The following is a 16,556-nucleotide window of genomic DNA, read 5'->3' on the forward strand; positions in this document are numbered from 1 at the left end:
ACGCTTGTGAACAGGCCCATACTCGATTCGTGGCGTGCTATGCGTTATGCGCGCCTCTGCTGTGAATGAGGAGTTCAGCTTGCGGGCCGTTGCGATCGGCTTCCCGAAGTCGGGCACCAGCACCCTTTACGAGGCGTTGCAGGAGGCCGGGCTGCGCAGCGTCCACTGGACGCATCGCGGCCAGCCGATCGGCAAGCTCGTCTACGATGGCTGGTTCGAGACGGGCGATCCCTTCGCCCATTTGCAGGACGTGGATGCCGTCACGCAGATGGACTACTGCAAGCCGGCCCGGAAGCAGAACTACTGGCCGAACCTGGATCTCGCACTCCTCGCGGCCATCCGGGAGCGCCATCCGGATTGCCTGCTGATCCTCAACACACGCCCCGCCGAGGGTATCGCCGGCAGCATCGAGCGCTGGGGCGACATGCAGCATCGGATCGCATCGCAATACATCCCCGGCCTGCCCGCCGGCCGCGGCCGCACGCGCGCGGAACTGATCCGCTGGATCGAGGGCCATTTCGCCGCCGTCCGTGCCATGTTCCGCGACGATCCCGCCTTCCTCGAACTCGACATCACCGCACCGGACGCGCCGGACCGCCTGAGCCGCGCGCTCGGCATCCCCATCACCTGGTGGGGCAAGGCGAACACCAATCCGAAGCAGGAGCCGGAGACCGGCCTGACCGCCCTGGTGAAGCCCGCGCTCCGCCGCGCCCTCGCCCGTTTCCGCTGAGCGTCCCGCCCGATGCCCTGCGGTCAGGCGGCGGCCTGCTTGCGCGGCAGGAAGAGCCTGCCGATGCGCGCCGGCAGGCGATGCAGCAGCGCGGTCTCCGCCCCGTTCGGCCGCCCCGCGAGGAACCAGGCGCCCCATAGAACCAGCGTGTAGGTCAGCGCGCCCACCGCAACCTTCAGCACCGCGGAGAGCAGCAGCGGCAGGCCCGCCGGCAGCAGCGCCAGCACGCCCATCATCGCCGCGCCCGCCAGCATCGGCCGCAGGAAGATCGCCACCGGCGCCGTCGGGCGGCCGAGATGGCCGAAGATCAGCGTGTAGTCCAGGATCGTCATCAGCACCGAGGTGACGGCGAAGGCCGCGGCGACGGCCAGCACGCCGCCATAAGCGCCCGCCGGCACGCAGACCGCCGCCAGCACCGCGGCGCGCAGCGCCCAGAGCGCCGCAGACCAGTGCTGCTTCGACAGCGGGATCAGGATGCTCCGATGCAGCCCGGCGAGCGTCTGGCCCGCCACGCCGATCGCGGTGATCTGCAGGATCGCCGCCGCGCCCGCCCATTTCGGGCCGAGCAGCAGGCCGGTGATCTCCTCCGCCGTCGCAGAGACGCCAAGGCCCGCGGCAACCGCGACGATCGCGCCGGCGCCGACCATGTGCTGCGCCGCGCGGGCGAAGCGCGCGGGCTCGTCCTGCAGTCGCGCCAGCCCGGGAAGCAGCGCGGCCGAAGCCGGGGCCACCATCTCCGACACCAGCGTGCGGGAAAGGTCGCGGCTGGTGTGATAGAGGCCGAACACCTGGGTGGAGACCATGCGCCGCACCACGACCTCGTCCACCACCCGCGCGGCGTAGCTCGCCAGGCTGAACATCATCGTCCAGAAGGAGAAGCCCAGGAAGTCGCGATGCTTCGCCAGGCTGAGGCGCGGGCGGTAGGGATACAGCACATAGGTCATCACGACCGTCAGTGCCGTGCCTGTCATGGTGCCCCACACCAGACCCCAGTAGCTGCGCGTGAGGAAGGCGCCGGTCACCACGCAGACCACCACGACGACCTTCTGGAAGACCTTCAGCACGAACTCCTTGCGGAAGGCGAAGTCGCGCAGGAAGGTCATCGTGCCCGGGCTGACCAGCGCCATCAGCGTCGGCGTGAAGGCCTGCCAGCGCAGCACCGCCACCAGCGCCGGCTCCTCCAGCACGCGGGCCGCGAAGGGCGCCGTCACCCACACGCAGGCCGAGACGGCGAGGGAGGCGATCAGGTTGATGGTCCAGGCGGTGTGGACATGATCCGCGTCCAGCTTCCGCAGCCGCACCAGCGCATCGCCGATGCCCACGCTCTGCAGGATGGCGAACAGGCCGAGCACGATGGCGGAGGTGCCGAGCACGCCGAAATCCGCGGGCGTGAGCAGCCGCGCCGTGAAGAACACCGAGACCAGGCCGATGCCGCGCAGCGCGAAGCGCAGCGCGACCATCATCACGGCGCCGCGCAGCACCACATTGGCCAGCGGCTTCGCGCCCGCCTCCCCCTCGCTCATCGCGGCGTCCGGGATTGCTGCAGGCGGGCGGCGAGCGGCATCAGCCCATCCAGATCACGTTGGGGAAGCGGTCCTTCATCGAGAATTCCCAGACCGCCCGGCACTTGTAGTAGCTGTTCGGGAAGAAGCGGATGGTCGTGCCGGCGATCGCCGAGGAGACGGCGACATGCAGCCGGTCCGTGTCCACCTGGTCGCAGGCCTTGACCACGCGGATCATGCAGCGCGCCGCGTGGAAGGCGACGGCGGGCGGCGAGACGCCGAAGGCGAAGACCTGGGAGAGGTCGATGTTGTCCGGCGGGATCGGCATGCCGCCCGCCTCGTCATCCAGGCGGAAGCAGTGCAGCGTGCCGCCGGGCTTGCGGGTCAGCACCCGCCCGGCCTCGCGGCCCGGCCAGAGGTAGCGCATCACGCTGTCGAAATTCGCATGCGCGCGGTCGCGGCGGACCTGCTTCTGCACGAAGTCCCACAGCATCGCCGGCAGGTTGAAGGCATCGCGGTCGCCGAGCAGCCGCTCGACATCCAGGCTGAAGGCCATGTCGTCCATCAGCAGCGTCTCGTAGCGGCCGCCGCGGGAGCGCACATGGTCGTAGGAGACACGTTCGCGGCAGATCACGGTCACGTTGCCGCCGAACTCGCCGAGCAGCCCGTCCACGTCCTTCACCGTGTGCGGCAGGATGGTCAGGTGCTTCGCCTTCGCATGCACCGCGGCGATGGTGCGGGCCGAATGCGTCGTGTCGCCCACAAGGTTGCCGCCGCCGCCGTAGAACACCACGCGCCCTGTGGGGTCCAGCCGGTCGCGATGCGGCGTCACGTAGCGCAGCCCGGCGGCATCCATCGCGTGGTAGGTGCCCGCCGCGATCACGCTGTCGCCGGCATTGCCGGGATTGGGCAGGTAGGTCACCTCCTGCCCGCGGAACTGCGCCAGGTATTTCGCAATCTCGGTCGTCATGCGCGCGCTCCGCTGGTCGTCACGAGGGCTGCGCGGCGGGGTCGAGGCACGGCGGGCCCGGTTGCGATGGCTGCTGCGAGGGGGCGGCTCGGCGGGGGCATGCGCAGCCGGCTCAGCCCATCCAGGTCACATGCGGGAAGCGGTCCTTCATGGAGAAGTCCCAGACCGCCTCGCATTTGTAGTAGTTGTTCGGATAGAACAGCGTCCGCTTGCCGATCAGCCCGCAGGCGATCGCGACATGCAGGCGGTTGGTGCGTACCTCGTCGAACTTCGCCAGCGTCTCGATCAGGGAGCGCGCGGCGTGGTTGGCCACCGGCGGCGGCGCGACACCGTACATGAAGACGATCGGCAGATCGATGTTGTCGGGCGGTATCTCGATATCGGTCGCCTCGTTGTCCAGCCGGAAGCAGTTCAGCACGCCCCCCGGCGGCCGCGCCTTGAGCTCCGCGGCGATCGGCCCGGGATTGAGGTAGCGCTTCACGTTCTCGAAGCCGGTATGGCCGCTGCTGCGCAGGAGGCGGGAGATCACGAAGTCGGCCAGCATGGCCGGCGGGTTGAAGCGGTCGCCCTCCTCCAGCAGCGCCTCGACATCCAGGCTTAGGGCGACATCGTCCATCAGCAGCGTCTCGTAGCGCCGCGGCAGGTTGCTGATGTAGTCGAACGTCACCCGCTCCCGCGCGATGACGGTGACGTTGCTGCCGAATTCGGAGAGCAGGTCGTCCACGTCCTTGATGGTGTGCGGCAGGATGGTGAGGTGCTTCGCCGTGCCGTGCACCCGCTTGAGCACCCGGTATGCGTAGCGTGACCGGCCATACAGGTTGCCGCCGCCGCCATAGATGATGAACTGCCCTGCCGGGTTGAAGGCGCGCAGCCGCGGTGTGCGGTAGCGTGCCCGCGCGCGATCCAGCGCCTGATAGGTCGCGGCCGCGCTGACGCTGTCGCCGGCGGTGCCGGGATTGGGCAGATAGATCACGTCACGACCGGTGAACTGGCCGATATACTCGCGGATGGTCGCGTTCATCTCGGGGTCGCCACCGTTCCGCTCACAGCATCCACACGACAGGACGGGCCGATCTCGGCGCGGTGCGCCGCAGCCCTGGGTTGCTCATCCGGTCTTGATCCTCGCACACTATCGCATAATTGATCGTGACCGCAACCCGGCATCCTCACGGCTTGCACCGAAGTTATTGGGCTGCCGACCGCGCCGGGATATCCCCGCCGGGCAGGCGGCGCAACAGCGCCAGCGACCTGCCGGACGGATTCACCCCGCTGCCGCCGGCGCGCCATCGCCGATCAGCGCGGCATAGGCCCGGAACATGGTCTCCTGGTCGTAGTCGCGCTCCGCCTTGGCGCGGTTGAGCGCGCCCATCCGCTCCCGCAGCGCGCGGTCCAGCAGCAGCGGGCGGAGCGCCGCGGCCAGCGCCGCCGGGTCGCAGGCAGCAATCAGCGGCGCCGCCTCCTGCGGCAGCATCACCCGGACGTCGCCCACCTCGGTCGCGGCCACCGCCACCCCGCTCGCCATCGCCTCCATCACCGAAAAGGGCATCTGCTCGGTGTCGGAGGAGAGGGCGAAGGCGTCCATGGCGCGATAGGCCGCCGCCGGGTCCGGCACATGCCCCGCGAACAGCGTGCGGTCGCCGAGGCCGAGTTCCCGCGCCAGGCGCTCCAGCATCGCCCGCTCAGGACCGTCGCCGATCACCACAAGGCGGAAGGCGATCCCCTCCCCCCGCAGCAGCGCCGCGGCGTGCAGCAGCCGCGCCAGGTTCTTCTCGACCCGCAGCGCCGCGACGGTGCCGAGCAGCGGCCCCTCCCCTGGCACCGGCAGCGCGGCGACCGGCCCGTCCGGGCGGAAGCGCGCGAGATCGAGGCCATTGGGGATGTAGTGCAGCCGCGCCTCTGGCAGGCGCCACGCCTCGCGCGCGGCGCGCAGCAGCACGGTGGAGGGCAGCGCGACCTCGCTGCGCCGCAGCACCCAGCGCCGCGTCGTCACCCGGCGCGGGATCTGGCCCGCCGCCTCGTCCGGGCCGAAGCCGTCCTCTGTGTGCAGATGGTGGATGCGCGGCGGCAGCAGGTCGGCGATCGCCCATTCGATGCTGCCCCAGTTGCTGGTGACGAGCGCCGCCGGGCGCAGGGCGCGCAGCACCCGGCGCGCCGCCAGCGCCGACCGCAACGGATCGAGGCCGCGCGGCACCGGGCGCGGCAGCAGGGCATGGGGCACCTCCGGGTGCAGCCGCTCGGCGCAGCCTGTCTCGCCATCCAGCGCGGCGATCACGTGGCGCCAGCGCGGACCGAAGCGATTGGCCAACGCGCAGAAGCGCACCTGCGCCCCGCCCACGGCGAAGCTCGGGAAGACGCTGAGGACCAGCGGCGCCGCGCCCGGCGGCGGGGCGAAGCCCGGCGCGCCGCTCACCGCGCCGCCCGTGCCCGCAGCTCGGCCCGCGCCAGCGCGGCGACGCGGCGGGCATTGCCGTCCCAGGTCAGGTCGCGGCGGAGAACCTCCTCCCGCGCCGCGGCACCGAGGCGCGCGCGCAATGCCGGGTCCGTCGCGAGCCGCAGCACCGCGTCCCACATCGCGCCGGGCCGGGCAGAATCGAACAGCAGCGCCGTCGCGTCATCCGCCAGGACTTCCCGCAGGTTCGGCTGATCCGGCGCGACGATGGCGCGCCCCGCCGCCATGTATTCGAAGACCTTGAGCGGCGAGGCATAGGGCACTGCCGCCGGCTGCAGCGCGATGTCGAAGCCGGCGATCAGCCCCGGCACCTCCTCGCGCGGGGCGAGGCCGGTGAAGGTCACGCGGTCGGCGATGCCGAGCTCGGCCGCCAGCTTCTCCAGGCCCGGCCGCGCCGGCCCGTCGCCCACCATCAGCAGCGAAAGGCGCGGCATGCCCTGCCAGGCGGCAATGGCGCGCACCACCTGGTCGATGCCATGCCAGTCGCGCACGAAGCCGATGAAGCCGAGCGTCAGCGTCTCCCGCGCCGCCGCCGGTTCCGCGGCGGGCGCCGGGAATTCCTCCAGATGGATGCCGTTCGGGATCACCACGATCCGCTCGCGCGGCACGCCGGCCGCGGCGACATGGCCCGCCAGCACCTCCGTCACCGGCAGCACGCGGTCGCCGCGGCGCCAGACGAAGGCCTCGCTCCAGCGCGCGAGCTTCTGCAGGCGAAGATTGCCGAAGCGCGTGCGCTCCTCGGCGAGCGGCGCGTTGACCTCCACCAGGAAGGGCAGGCCGAGCCGCCGCGCCAGCACCGCGCCCGATATGTAGAGCAGGTTGTAGCGCTCATAGATGACGTCCGGCCGGAACTCGCGCGCCGCCTTGGCGAGGCGCAGATAGGACGGCGCGCTGTAGGCGAGTTCCGCCAGCTCGGCTGCGAAGGGCGGCAGCGCGCGGCGGAGGCCCGAGAAGAAGCGGCTCTCCCCGCCAAGTTCGGCGCGGTCGAAGGCGGCGGGGCCGACCACGCGGACCTCATGCCCCTCGGCGCGCAGCGCATCGACCAGCGCCTGCAGATGCACGCCCTGTCCGTCGCGCGACTGGATGCGGTGGCTGTAGAGGATGCGCAGGGGGCGATCCTCGCCGGTCGCAGCGGCGGCCGGGGGCGCGGTATCCGTCAGGCCGGTCACGCCCCTGTCCACGCCAAGCCCCTCGCCGCGCTGCGCAATGCCGATGCGTCTATCCTGGCCGGCAAGGTCTGAAAAGATTCAGACCATGAAAACCGCAACCCCTCATGATCGTCACCGACAGGCCGCTTGCATCGCGGCGCGGCATCCGGCACCTGAGCGCCGGCCGCGGGGCGCAACGATGCGCGCGACTGCCGGTCATCCACATGCGTCTGTCCGTCGGATTGAGCTGCGTCTCGTGAATTGCGCCTGATGCATGGACGAGAGCAGCGTTTTCGTCTAGAGGTGGTAGCAGTGTCTCATTCTGCGCCCATCGCCGAGCCGCCCCTCGACCCCGCGCGCGAAGCAGCGCGTTCGGGCTGGACGGCTGCCCTCCTGCTTCTGGCCGTCGGCGTCGTCGCCTTTGGCGTGGTGTTCGAGCGCGAGGCCTCGTCCGCGCTGCACATCTGGGAGACCAACGAGGCCTATAACCACTGCTGGCTCGTCGCGCCGATCGCGGCCTGGCTCGGCTGGAGCCGGCGCCGGCGCCTGGACGGGCTGCAGCCGCAGCCGACGCCGCTCTTCGCCCTGCTCGCCCTGCCGGTCGGCTTCGCCTGGCTGGTCGCCGAGCGGCTCGGCATCATGGAGGGGCGGCAGCTCACGGCGCTGACGCTGCTGCTGGTCTTCGTGCTGTCCGTGCTGGGCTGGCGCATCTTCCGCGCGATGGCGGCGCCGCTGCTCTATCTCTACTTCCTCGTCCCCTTCGGCGCCTTCACCGTGCCGATGCTGCAGCAGATCACCACCTGGTTCATCGATGTCGGCCTCGATGTCACGGGCATCCCGCACTACGTGGACGACCTGATCATCGAGACACCGGCCGGCACCTTCCTGGTCGCCGAGGCCTGCGCAGGGCTCCGCTTCCTGATCGCGGCGCTGGCGTTCGGCGCGCTCTATGCGCTGGTGATGTTCCGCAGCCCCGGCCGCCGTCTGGCGGTGTTCGCCCTGGCGATCATCGTCCCGATCGTGGCGAACGGCTTCCGCGCGCTGGGCATCGTCGTGATGGGCAGCGTGCTGGGCAGCGCAGAGGCCGCGGCGGCCGACCACGTGGTCTATGGCTGGGTGTTCTTCTCCATCGTCATGCTGCTGCTGATCCTCGCCGGCCTGCCCTTCCGCGAGGACCACAAGCCCCAGCCGCAGCCCGTGCCGGCGCCGCCTTCCGCGCGCCGCGCGCCGCGGATGCTGCCGCTGGCGATGACGGCGCTGCTGGCCGTCGGGCTTGCGGCCGCGGCGCCGGCGGCAGGCGTCGCGCTCGACCGTGCCGGCGCCGGCGCGCCGGACCGCGTCGCGGTGCCGCTGCCCGCCATGGAAGGCTGCGAGCCTGCGGCCGATGGCCGCCTGATCTGCGGCGACCTCGTCGTGCAGGCGGAGGCCGTGGTGTTCTCCCCCCGCGTGACCTGGAACCTCGTCTCCGGCGAGCGCGCGCGCGCGGCGGGGCTCGACGACCAGGACGTGCTGTTCAGCGTCCGCCCGGCTGGCGCCGGAAGCTGGGCCGCGCGGCAATCCCGCGACCGGCTGCAGACCGTCGCGGTGGGCCTCTGGCTCAACGGCCAGTCGGCCGGCGGCGGCGTGCGCAGCCGGGCCGAGCAGGCCTGGAACAGCCTGGGCGGCGGGCGCGGCCAGCCGGTGCTGGTCGCCCTCACCGTGCACCCGGAGAACCGCGAGGGTGCGGTGATGAACGGCCCGCGCCAGCGTGCCCTGCTGGAATCCGTGCTGGAGACGCAGGGCCGCGCGATCGCCGCCGGCGCCTCCTCCCTCTCCAACGGCCACCGCGCGCCGACGTCCGAGCTTGTCTGGCCGGCGACGGCGCGGGTGCGGAGCTAACCCGCTCCGCTGTTCGGCTTGCCCGCGGCCGGCGCATCGCGCAGCAGCGCCAGCACCTCGGCGTCGTCGAGCTGGTGGAAATCCCCGTAGCAGCCGCCGACGCCGTGGGGGATGTCGCCCTCCCGCAGGCAGATCACCTCATCCGCCTCCGCCCGCAGCGCCGCGACCGCCTCGCTCGCGCCCACCGGCACGGCCAGCACCAGCCGCGCAGGCCCGGCCCGGCGCAGCGCATGCAGCGCCGCCCGCGCCGTGGCGCCCGTCGCCAGCCCGTCATCCACCACGATCGCCGTCCGCCCGGCCGGCGCCACCCGCGCCCTGCCGCCGAGATAGCGCTCCCGCCGCCGCGCGATCTCGGCCATGGCGCGGTCCCGTGCCGCGGCGACATAGGCGGCGTCGGCACCGGTGAGCCGGGCGATCTCCTCGTTCAGCACCGTCTCCGGCGGCGCGCCATCCACCACCGCGCCGACGGCGAGTTCCGCCTGACCCGGCGCGCCGAGCTTGCGCACGATCACAAGATCGAGCGGTGCATCCAGCGCGCGCGCGACCTCCACCGCCACCGGCACGCCGCCGCGCGGCAGCGCGAAGACTGCCGGGGCCGGATAGCCGCGCCCGAGCAGCGCGGCACCCAGCGCTCGTCCGGCCACGGCGCGGTCCGCGAAGGCCGTTCCGCTCATGGCGGGTATCCGCAGGACGCCGTGATGCGCATCAAGGCAAGCTCCGCATCGAGGAGTAGAGTGCCGTCGCAGCCATCAGGAGGAAGACCATGGCGATTCGCGACATCCTGGTCCATCTCGACACGACGCCGCGTTGCGCCGCACGCCTGCATCTCGCAGCGGCGCTGGCGGGCCGCCTGCAGGCCCATCTGACCGGCCTGTTCGTGCTGGACATCCCGCTGCCGGCCTTTGCCGGGGTCGAGGTCGCGGGCGCCGCGGCGATGGCGCAGATCCTGGACGACATGCGCGCCTCCGGCCTCGAGGATGCGGCCAAGGTGGAGGCCAGCTTCCGCGAGACGCTGCGCCGCGAGGGCCTGCCCGGCGAATGGCGCATCATCGAGGGCACCACGGCAACCCAGATCGCCGTGAACGGCCGCTATGCGGACCTGGTGGTGATCGGCCAGGCCACGCCGGATTCGCCGGCCGGCAACGTCGCGATCGAGAGCGCCCTGTTCCAGAGCGGCCGGCCCGTGCTGGTGGTGCCGCATAGCGGCGACCTGCCGAGCCTCGGCCGGCGCGTGCTGGTCGGCTGGAACGCCAGCCGCGAGGCGACCCGCGCGCTGCACGACGCGCTGCCGCTGATGGCCGGCGCGGAGAGCGTGACGGTGCTGACCATCAATGCCGAGCCCGGCGCCGAAGGCCATGGCGAGCAGCCCGGCGCCGACATCGCGCTGCATCTCGCGCGGCATGGCCTGCAGGTGACGGTGCGGCGCGTGGAGGGCGCTGATATCGGCGCGGGCGACCTGCTGCTGAACGAGGCCGCGGATCTCGGCGCCGACCTGGTGGTGATCGGCGGCTACGGCCATTCGCGCTTCCGCGAATTCATGCTGGGCGGCGCGACGCGCACGCTGCTGGGCCAGATGACCGTGCCCGTCTTCATGTCCCACTGACGCCGGGCGGGCCGGGCCTGCGCCCGGCCCGCCGCGTCAGGCCATCATGCTGACGTGGGCCGAGACCACACGCCAGCCGAGGCCGGGCAGCCGCGCCCAGCTCTGGCTCTGGCGGCCGACCTTGCCGTTGCGGTGGAACAGCGTGTTGGCGGTGGCGAAGTCCCGGCCGAAGGTGGTGATCACCGTGCGGTCCAGCTCCCGCGCGAGACCGACGGAAGGCCGCGCCGCCCGGAAGGCCTGGATCTCCGCCGCGCCGTACAGGTTCTCCCCGGCGCCGTAGCGGATGGTGTGCGGGCTGTCCCAGAAGAGCTCGTCCAGCACGGCGACGTCGTTCGTCACCAGCGCCTGCTCGTAGCGGGCGAAGGCGGCGGAGACCTCGGCATGCGTCTCCGGGTGGTTGATCTCCATTCAGGTCTCCGGCGGGCTGGGTGAGGCGACGACGCCGGCGCGTTCCAGCGCGGCGGCGACGCGGAACAGATGGTCCTCGCGCCAGGGCGCGGCGATGAGCTGCACGCCGATCGGCAGGCCGTTCGTGGTGCCCGCGGCGGCGGGATCGGCGAGCGGCACGACCATGGCGGGCAGGCCGATCGCCGAGATCGGCTGGGTGAAGGCCCCGAGCGCGGGGCGCAGCGGGACGGCGGCGCCGTCGATCCCGATCATGTCCTGGCCGATCGGCGTGGCGGCGAAAGGCGTGGCGGGCGCGATGAGCACGTCCACCTCCTCGAACAGCGCCAGCGCCTGGTCGCGGCAGGCGGCGCGCACGCGCTGCGCCTGCGTCAGCCAGTGTGCCGGCAGCAGCGCGCCGGCCAGGAAGCGGTCGCGCGTCATCGGGTCGAAGGCGTCGGGGCGCGTGCGCAGGTCCGGCAGGTGCAGGTTGGCGCCCTCGGCCATGGTGATCAGCATGGCGGCGGAGCGCACCTGCGCGGCGAGCGGCAGCTCGACGCGCGCTGTCGCCTCCAGCGCGCGCGCCACGATCTCCGCGGCATGAAAACACTCGGGCAGGCCGCTGGCGGCGAAATGCCCGCCGAGCATCGCGATGCGCAGGCCGCCGGTGCCTGCGGCCAGCCGCGGCGCCACCGGCTCCTTCATGCGGCGCTGCTGCACCGGGTCATCCGCGTCGCTTCCCTGGAGCGCGTCATAGGCCAGCGCGAGGTCCGCCACGTCGCGCGCGAAGGGGCCGACATGATCGAGGCTCGCGGCGAAGAGATACGCGCCCTGGCGCGACAGGCGCCCATAGGTCGGCTTCAGCCCGAAGAGGCCACAGAGCGAGGCCGGTACGCGGATCGAGCCGTTGGTGTCGCTGCCGAGCGCGATCGGCACCAGCCCCGCCGCCACCGCCGCCGCGGAGCCTCCGGAGGAGCCACCGGCAATGCGCGCGGTGTCGTGCGGATTGCGCGCCGGGCCGTGATGCGTGTTCTCGGTCGTGAAGCCGAAGGCGTATTCGTCCATGTTCAGCGCGCCGACGCAGATCGCGCCGGCGGCGCGGAGCTGGCGCAGCAGGAAGGCGTCGCGCGCGGCCGGCGGCGCGCCCTGTTCGATGAGCGACCCGGCAAGGGTGGTGACGCCTTCGATATCGAAGAGATTCTTCACGGCGAAGGGCACGCCGGCGAGCGGCCCGGGGCTGCGATCCGCGGCGATGGCGGCATCCACGGCCTTCGCATCGGCGCGCGCGCGGTCCGCCGTGACGGCCGTGAAGGCGTTCAGCGCGCCGTTGCGCGCGGCGATAGCGGCGAGCGTCTGCTCGACCGCCGCGGCGGCGCTCAGCCTGCCCGCACGGATCGCGGCGGCGATGCTGGCGGCGCTCATCGCGGCGCGACTACGAAGACGGGCGCCGGCTCGTCGGTCGGGCCGAGCGCGACGCTGTCCACCACCGCGGCCGCGCGCGCGGCGACGCGCAGGTTCTGCACCACGCCCGGCACATGGCGGTCCTGCAGCTCCAGGCCGATCAGCGCGGCCGCCTGGCGGGCATAGGTCTCCAGGTCGGGCTCGGGCGGGGTGGTCATGCGGGCCGGTCCGTTCGCTTGTGCGCCGCAGCATCCTGACCGAGCGCGCCGGGTTGGAAAAGGGCGCTTCTCCCTCCCCCGCGGTGCGGGGGAAGGTCGGGGTGGGGGCGGTGCGCGCCTACTCCGGCGCGCCCGCGAAGCCGAGCTGCTTGCGCGTCTCCGTATCGGACCGCAGCGTCTGCCGCCGCGTCGCCGCGTTCATCGCCTCCGCGCGCCATTGCGCCACGCGCCGCAGCAGCGCGATGCCGCCGCCCGGCACCGCACGCGCGAGATGCCCGAGTCGCCCGCCGCCGAATTTCCGGAACAGCTCGTCCTCCAGGCAGACGATCGCCTCGAAGCTGCCGGGATTGCCCTGCCGCGCGCCGCGGCCGATGAGCTGGCGGTCGATGCGCGGGCTGTCGTGATACTCCGCCACGATCACATGCAGCCCGCCGAGGTCCTCCACGCCCTCGCCCAGATGGATGTCGGTGCCGCGGCCGGCCATGTTTGTGGCGACGGTGATGCGCCCGCGCTCGCCGGCGCGCGCGACGATCTCGGCCTCCTCCTTGTCGAAGCGGGCGTTCAGCACGGTGTGCTTCAGACCGAGCGCGGCGAGGCGTTCGGCAAGCTGCTCGGAGGCCTCGACACTCTTCGTGCCGATCAGCACGGGGCGGCCCGTCGCGCTCATCCTGCGCGCGGCCTCCGCCACGGCATCCCATTTCGCCGCCATGTCGCCCAGCAGCTTCGCGCCCAAATCCTTCCGCCGGCTCTTCTTGTTGGTGGGGATGCGCGCGATGGACAGGCCATAGACCGCGCGCAGCTCGCCGGCCAGTTCCCACCCCGTGCCGGTCATGCCGGACAGGCGCAGGTAGCGGCGGAAGAAGCGCTGGTAGGTGATCCGCGCCAGCGTCTCCCGCCGCCCGGTCAGCTCCACGCCTTCCTTCTGCTCGATGAGCTGGTGCAGTCCGCGTTCCCAGGTGCGGCCATCGGCGATGCGGCCGGTGTACTCGTCCACGATCTGCACCTTGCCGTCGGCGACCACGTATTGCTGCCCGCGCAGGAACAGGTGCAGCGCCGACAGCGCCTGCTCGGCCAGTTCCTCCCGCGCGCGGCGGATGCCCCAGAGGCCGCCGCGCAGCCGCGTGTCCTGCTCCACGCGCTCCTTGCCGGCCTCCGTCAGCCTGATCAGCCGCCGCGCGGTCAGCAATTCGTAGTGCTGGCCTTCCGTCAGGCGCGATGCGACTTCCAGCGCCAGCGCATAGGTCGCGGCCTCGTCGTCGCCCTCCACCTCGGCGGAGATGATCAGCGGCGTGCGCGCCTCGTCCACCAGCACGCTGTCGGCCTCGTCCACGATGGCGAAGCCGAGGCCGCGCAGCAGCAGCGGCTGCATCCCGCGATCCTGCAGCACGGCGCGCACCGCACGGCCGGCGCGGTCGCGCCGATGGCCGAGTGCGATGCGGTCGCGCAGATAGTCGAAGGCGATCTCCTTGTTGGCGCCATAGGTGATGTCGGCCTCATAGGCCTTGCGGCGTTCCTCCGGCTTCTGGCCGTGGCGGCAGATGCCGACGCTCAGGCCGAACAGCGCGTAGAGCGGCGTCACGATCTCCGCGTCGCGCTCCGCCAGGTAGTCGTTGACGGTGACGACATGCACGGGAAGCCCCGCCAGCGCGGCGGCGATGGCGGGCGGCCCGGCGGTGATGGTCTTGCCCTCGCCGGTCGCCATCTCCGCCAGCCAGCCCTCCACCATCGCGCGGCCGCCCATCAGCTGCACGCGATAGTGGCGCTTGCCCAGCACGCGGCGGCTGCCCTCGCGGGCCAGCGCGAAGCAGCGCACCAGCAGGTCCTCGCGCAGCCCGTGACGGAGAAAGAGCGGCCGCAACGCCTGCGCCGCATCCTTCAGCCCGTCATCGGACAGCGGCTGCACATCCGTCTCCGCCGCATCCACGCGATCGCAGAACTTCTCAAGCATGCGGCGGCGATGGCCGAGGCTGCGCGCGCTGATCTCGCCCCAGGCCAGCAGCGCGCGATCGACCAGGTTGGGATCGCGCTCGGCGCGTTCGGGATACGGCCCGGACTGGCGTTCCTCGGTGCGCCAGGGCTTGAGCCGCTCATGGCTCATAGCTGCAGGCGGGCGAGAACCAGCTGGCGGCCGCGCCGCCACCACTGCACGCCCAGCGGTTCCCAGCCATGGTCGAAGCGCACATAGACGCGGCTGCCATACGCCTCCCGCACCATGCCGTCCGGCAAGGCGAGGTCGAACTGGAACAGCCGCTCCAGCGTGCGCGGTGATTCACCGCCCGATCCGGGATCGGAGGCGAAGCGTCCGCCCCCTTCCACCGCCAGCGCGCGGCTCGGCAGCCGGTCCGACGCTGCCGGCACTTCCCGCACCAGCCGCGCGGACAGCGGTTCCCAGACATGGCCGGGCAGCTTGATCTCCACCTCGTCCAGCCGGTCCCGCACCAGCTCGATGTCCGCCTGCGGCACCACCACCCGCACCAACGATGCGCTCTCGGGCGTGATGAAGCCGATCACGTCGCCGCGCTTCACGTAGCGGCCAGGAAGGTCATCGGCGCGCGGCACGCGGAAGGTGCCTTCCGCCGTGCTGAACACCTCCAGCGCCGCCAGCTTCTCCTCCGCCCGCGCCAGTTCCTGCGCCTTCAGCGCCATCTCCTGCTGCGTCACGCCGGCCTGCACGCGGTTGGTGAACTGTTCCGCATCCAGCCGTGCTCGCAACGCCTCGATCTGGGTGCGCAGCACCGCGACCTCCGCGACGAGGTCCGGGTGATCCGCCTCCACAAGCCGCACGCCCTTGCCCACCTGGCTGCCCGGCGCCACGGCGACGCTGCGGATGAAGCCATCGCTGCCGGCGCGAACGATCGCTTCCTCCGGCAGCCACACCACGCCTTCAGAGGTGGTGCGCAGCGGCATCGGGACCACCGCCAGCAGGAAGGCTGCGGCAACCAGCCCACCGAAGGTCATCGCCATCGCGCGCCCGCGCTTCAGTTGCAGCTTCGGGCTTGTGCCGACATGCCACAGCGCCTTGGCCATCGGCCAGACCAGGCCCATGACGATACCGGCGATGGCGATCAGCGCGCCGATCACGAAGAAGCGCTCCGCGACGAAGAAGGCGATGCCGAACAGCACGCCGATGCGCCAGACATAGGCGGCCGGCGCGTAGACGGCGAACCAGAAGCGCTCCCACGGCGTCGCGTTCGGCTCCTCCACATCGGCGCCGAACAGCTTGCGCTCCGCGATCCAGCCCCACCATTTGTTGGCGCGGCCGCCGAGGTTCGGGATCTCCAGCAGGTCGCAGGCGATGAAATAGCCGTCGAGCCGCATCAGCGGGTTGAGGTTGAACACCACGGTGGAGACGCCGGCCACCAGCATCACGTTGAAGCAGAGGGCACGCAGCAACCCGGGCTCCAGCATGCTCCATGCGATCATCGCGAGACCCGCGATGAATGCCTCCACGATCACGCCCGCCGCGCCCACGCCCGCACGCCGCCACTTGCTGCGGAAGGCGGCGGAGGCTGTGCCGTCCACATAAGGCACCGGGGCGAGCGCCATCAGCATGAGGCCCATCTCATGCACCTCGCCGCCGCCGGCGCGGGTGGCGTAGGCGTGGCCCATCTCGTGCAGCAGCTTCAGCACCGGGAAGACGATGGCCACCATCAGCAGCCCGTCCGGCGTCAGCACGCGGTCCGCGAGGTTCGCCGTCAGCTCCGGCCAATGCATGCCGGCGAGCAGCACGCCGGTGCCGACCACCAGCAGCCACAGCAGCGCGCCGAAGCTGGACAGGAAGGGCCGCACGAAGGGCAGCGTCGCCAGCAGGAAGCGGTCCGGGTCCCAGAGCGGAAACTTCACCGCCAGCGGGTTGCCCGCGCGGCCGAGCAGCTTGCGTCGCTGCTGCTTGCCACGCCGCTGCAGCATCTCCTTCGGATCGGCGGCGACATCGGTCTGCAGCAGATCCGCGGCGTGCAGCTGCGACAGCAGGTTGACCACCGAGGTCTGCGTCGGCGCATCGTCGCCGAGCTGGTCCACCAGCGCCTTCCACAGCTCGTCCACCGTGCGCTTGCCGTCCATCATGCCGGCAAGCTGGTAGGCTGAGGGGCTGAAGCGATGGTAGCGGCCGGAGGCGTGGTCCTGCACCACGTACCAGGTGTGGCCGCGGTAGCGGTGGCGATGGATCTTCACATGCGACCGCAGCCGCGGCTTCAGCCGCGCGACGCGGTGCCATTCGGCGCTGAGGAAGGCATCGGCGGCCATTTCGCGTCAGCGCTCGCTGCGCTTGCGG

14 protein-coding genes are annotated in these 16,556 nt (G+C 71.8%); 3 read left to right on the forward strand and 11 right to left on the reverse strand.

Annotated elements, in window-relative coordinates; genetic code table 11:
* The first annotated feature begins 79 nt into the window (after window positions 1–79).
* Window positions 80–730 (forward strand): sulfotransferase family protein, encoded by a 651-nt coding sequence (locus E4T13_RS21190; protein WP_137180337.1) that lies wholly within the window; start codon window positions 80–82, stop codon window positions 728–730.
* Between the two features lie 23 nt (window positions 731–753).
* Here the strand turns inward: E4T13_RS21190 and E4T13_RS21195 are convergent, their stop codons facing one another.
* From E4T13_RS21195 to E4T13_RS21215, 5 genes are all read right to left on the reverse strand, one after another.
* Window positions 754–2,253, reverse strand: coding sequence for an oligosaccharide flippase family protein (locus tag E4T13_RS21195; RefSeq protein WP_137180338.1), 1,500 nt, complete (start codon window positions 2,251–2,253; stop codon window positions 754–756).
* 40 nt (window positions 2,254–2,293) lie between these two features.
* Window positions 2,294–3,202 (reverse strand): hypothetical protein, encoded by a 909-nt coding sequence (locus tag E4T13_RS21200; RefSeq protein WP_137180339.1) that lies wholly within the window; start codon window positions 3,200–3,202, stop codon window positions 2,294–2,296.
* 112 nt (window positions 3,203–3,314) lie between these two features.
* A complete protein-coding gene (locus tag E4T13_RS21205; RefSeq protein WP_137180340.1) occupies window positions 3,315–4,223 on the reverse strand; it encodes a hypothetical protein in 909 nt (302 codons plus the stop codon).
* A gap of 240 nt (window positions 4,224–4,463) precedes the next feature.
* Window positions 4,464–5,612, reverse strand: a complete 1,149-nt coding sequence (locus tag E4T13_RS21210; RefSeq protein ID WP_170985129.1) for a glycosyltransferase family 4 protein — start codon at window positions 5,610–5,612, stop codon at window positions 4,464–4,466.
* On the reverse strand, window positions 5,609–6,820 hold the full coding sequence (locus E4T13_RS21215) for a glycosyltransferase family 4 protein (protein WP_240791230.1): 1,212 nt from the start codon (window positions 6,818–6,820) through the stop codon (window positions 5,609–5,611). Before E4T13_RS21215 ends, E4T13_RS21210 begins: the two co-directional genes overlap by 4 nt.
* Window positions 6,821–7,111: 291 nt before the next feature.
* On the opposite strand from E4T13_RS21215, the gene xrtA reads away from it, so the two are divergent.
* Complete coding sequence (gene xrtA, locus E4T13_RS21220) at window positions 7,112–8,677, forward strand: exosortase A (RefSeq protein WP_170985130.1); 1,566 nt, start codon at window positions 7,112–7,114, stop codon at window positions 8,675–8,677.
* Here xrtA and E4T13_RS21225 read toward each other — a convergent pair.
* Window positions 8,674–9,351 (reverse strand): phosphoribosyltransferase, encoded by a 678-nt coding sequence (locus E4T13_RS21225; RefSeq protein ID WP_137180343.1) that lies wholly within the window; start codon window positions 9,349–9,351, stop codon window positions 8,674–8,676. The genes xrtA and E4T13_RS21225 overlap by 4 nt on opposite strands.
* A gap of 89 nt (window positions 9,352–9,440) precedes the next feature.
* On the opposite strand from E4T13_RS21225, the gene E4T13_RS21230 reads away from it, so the two are divergent.
* On the forward strand, window positions 9,441–10,280 hold the full coding sequence (locus tag E4T13_RS21230) for a universal stress protein (protein ID WP_137180344.1): 840 nt from the start codon (window positions 9,441–9,443) through the stop codon (window positions 10,278–10,280).
* A gap of 36 nt (window positions 10,281–10,316) precedes the next feature.
* Here E4T13_RS21230 and hpxZ read toward each other — a convergent pair whose 3' ends face one another.
* The 5 genes from hpxZ to E4T13_RS21255 form a co-directional block, all read right to left on the reverse strand.
* Entirely contained in the window at window positions 10,317–10,688 is a 372-nt protein-coding gene (hpxZ, locus tag E4T13_RS21235; RefSeq protein ID WP_137180345.1) for an oxalurate catabolism protein HpxZ, read from the reverse strand.
* Window positions 10,689–12,086, reverse strand: a complete 1,398-nt coding sequence (locus tag E4T13_RS21240; RefSeq protein ID WP_137180346.1) for an AtzE family amidohydrolase — start codon at window positions 12,084–12,086, stop codon at window positions 10,689–10,691. It abuts the gene before it with no gap.
* Complete coding sequence (locus E4T13_RS21245) at window positions 12,083–12,283, reverse strand: DUF4089 domain-containing protein (RefSeq protein WP_137180347.1); 201 nt, start codon at window positions 12,281–12,283, stop codon at window positions 12,083–12,085. The genes E4T13_RS21240 and E4T13_RS21245 overlap by 4 nt, the downstream gene beginning before the upstream one ends.
* Window positions 12,284–12,401: 118 nt before the next feature.
* On the reverse strand, window positions 12,402–14,381 hold the full coding sequence (locus E4T13_RS21250) for a preprotein translocase subunit SecA (RefSeq protein ID WP_137180348.1): 1,980 nt from the start codon (window positions 14,379–14,381) through the stop codon (window positions 12,402–12,404).
* Window positions 14,378–16,528, reverse strand: a complete 2,151-nt coding sequence (locus E4T13_RS21255) for a PqqD family peptide modification chaperone (RefSeq protein ID WP_137180349.1) — start codon at window positions 16,526–16,528, stop codon at window positions 14,378–14,380. Before E4T13_RS21255 ends, E4T13_RS21250 begins: the two co-directional genes overlap by 4 nt.
* Between the last annotated feature and the right edge of the window lie 28 nt (window positions 16,529–16,556).

It is taken from the genome of Roseomonas sp. AR75 (assembly GCF_005222815.1).
GTDB lineage: Bacteria > Pseudomonadota > Alphaproteobacteria > Acetobacterales > Acetobacteraceae > Falsiroseomonas.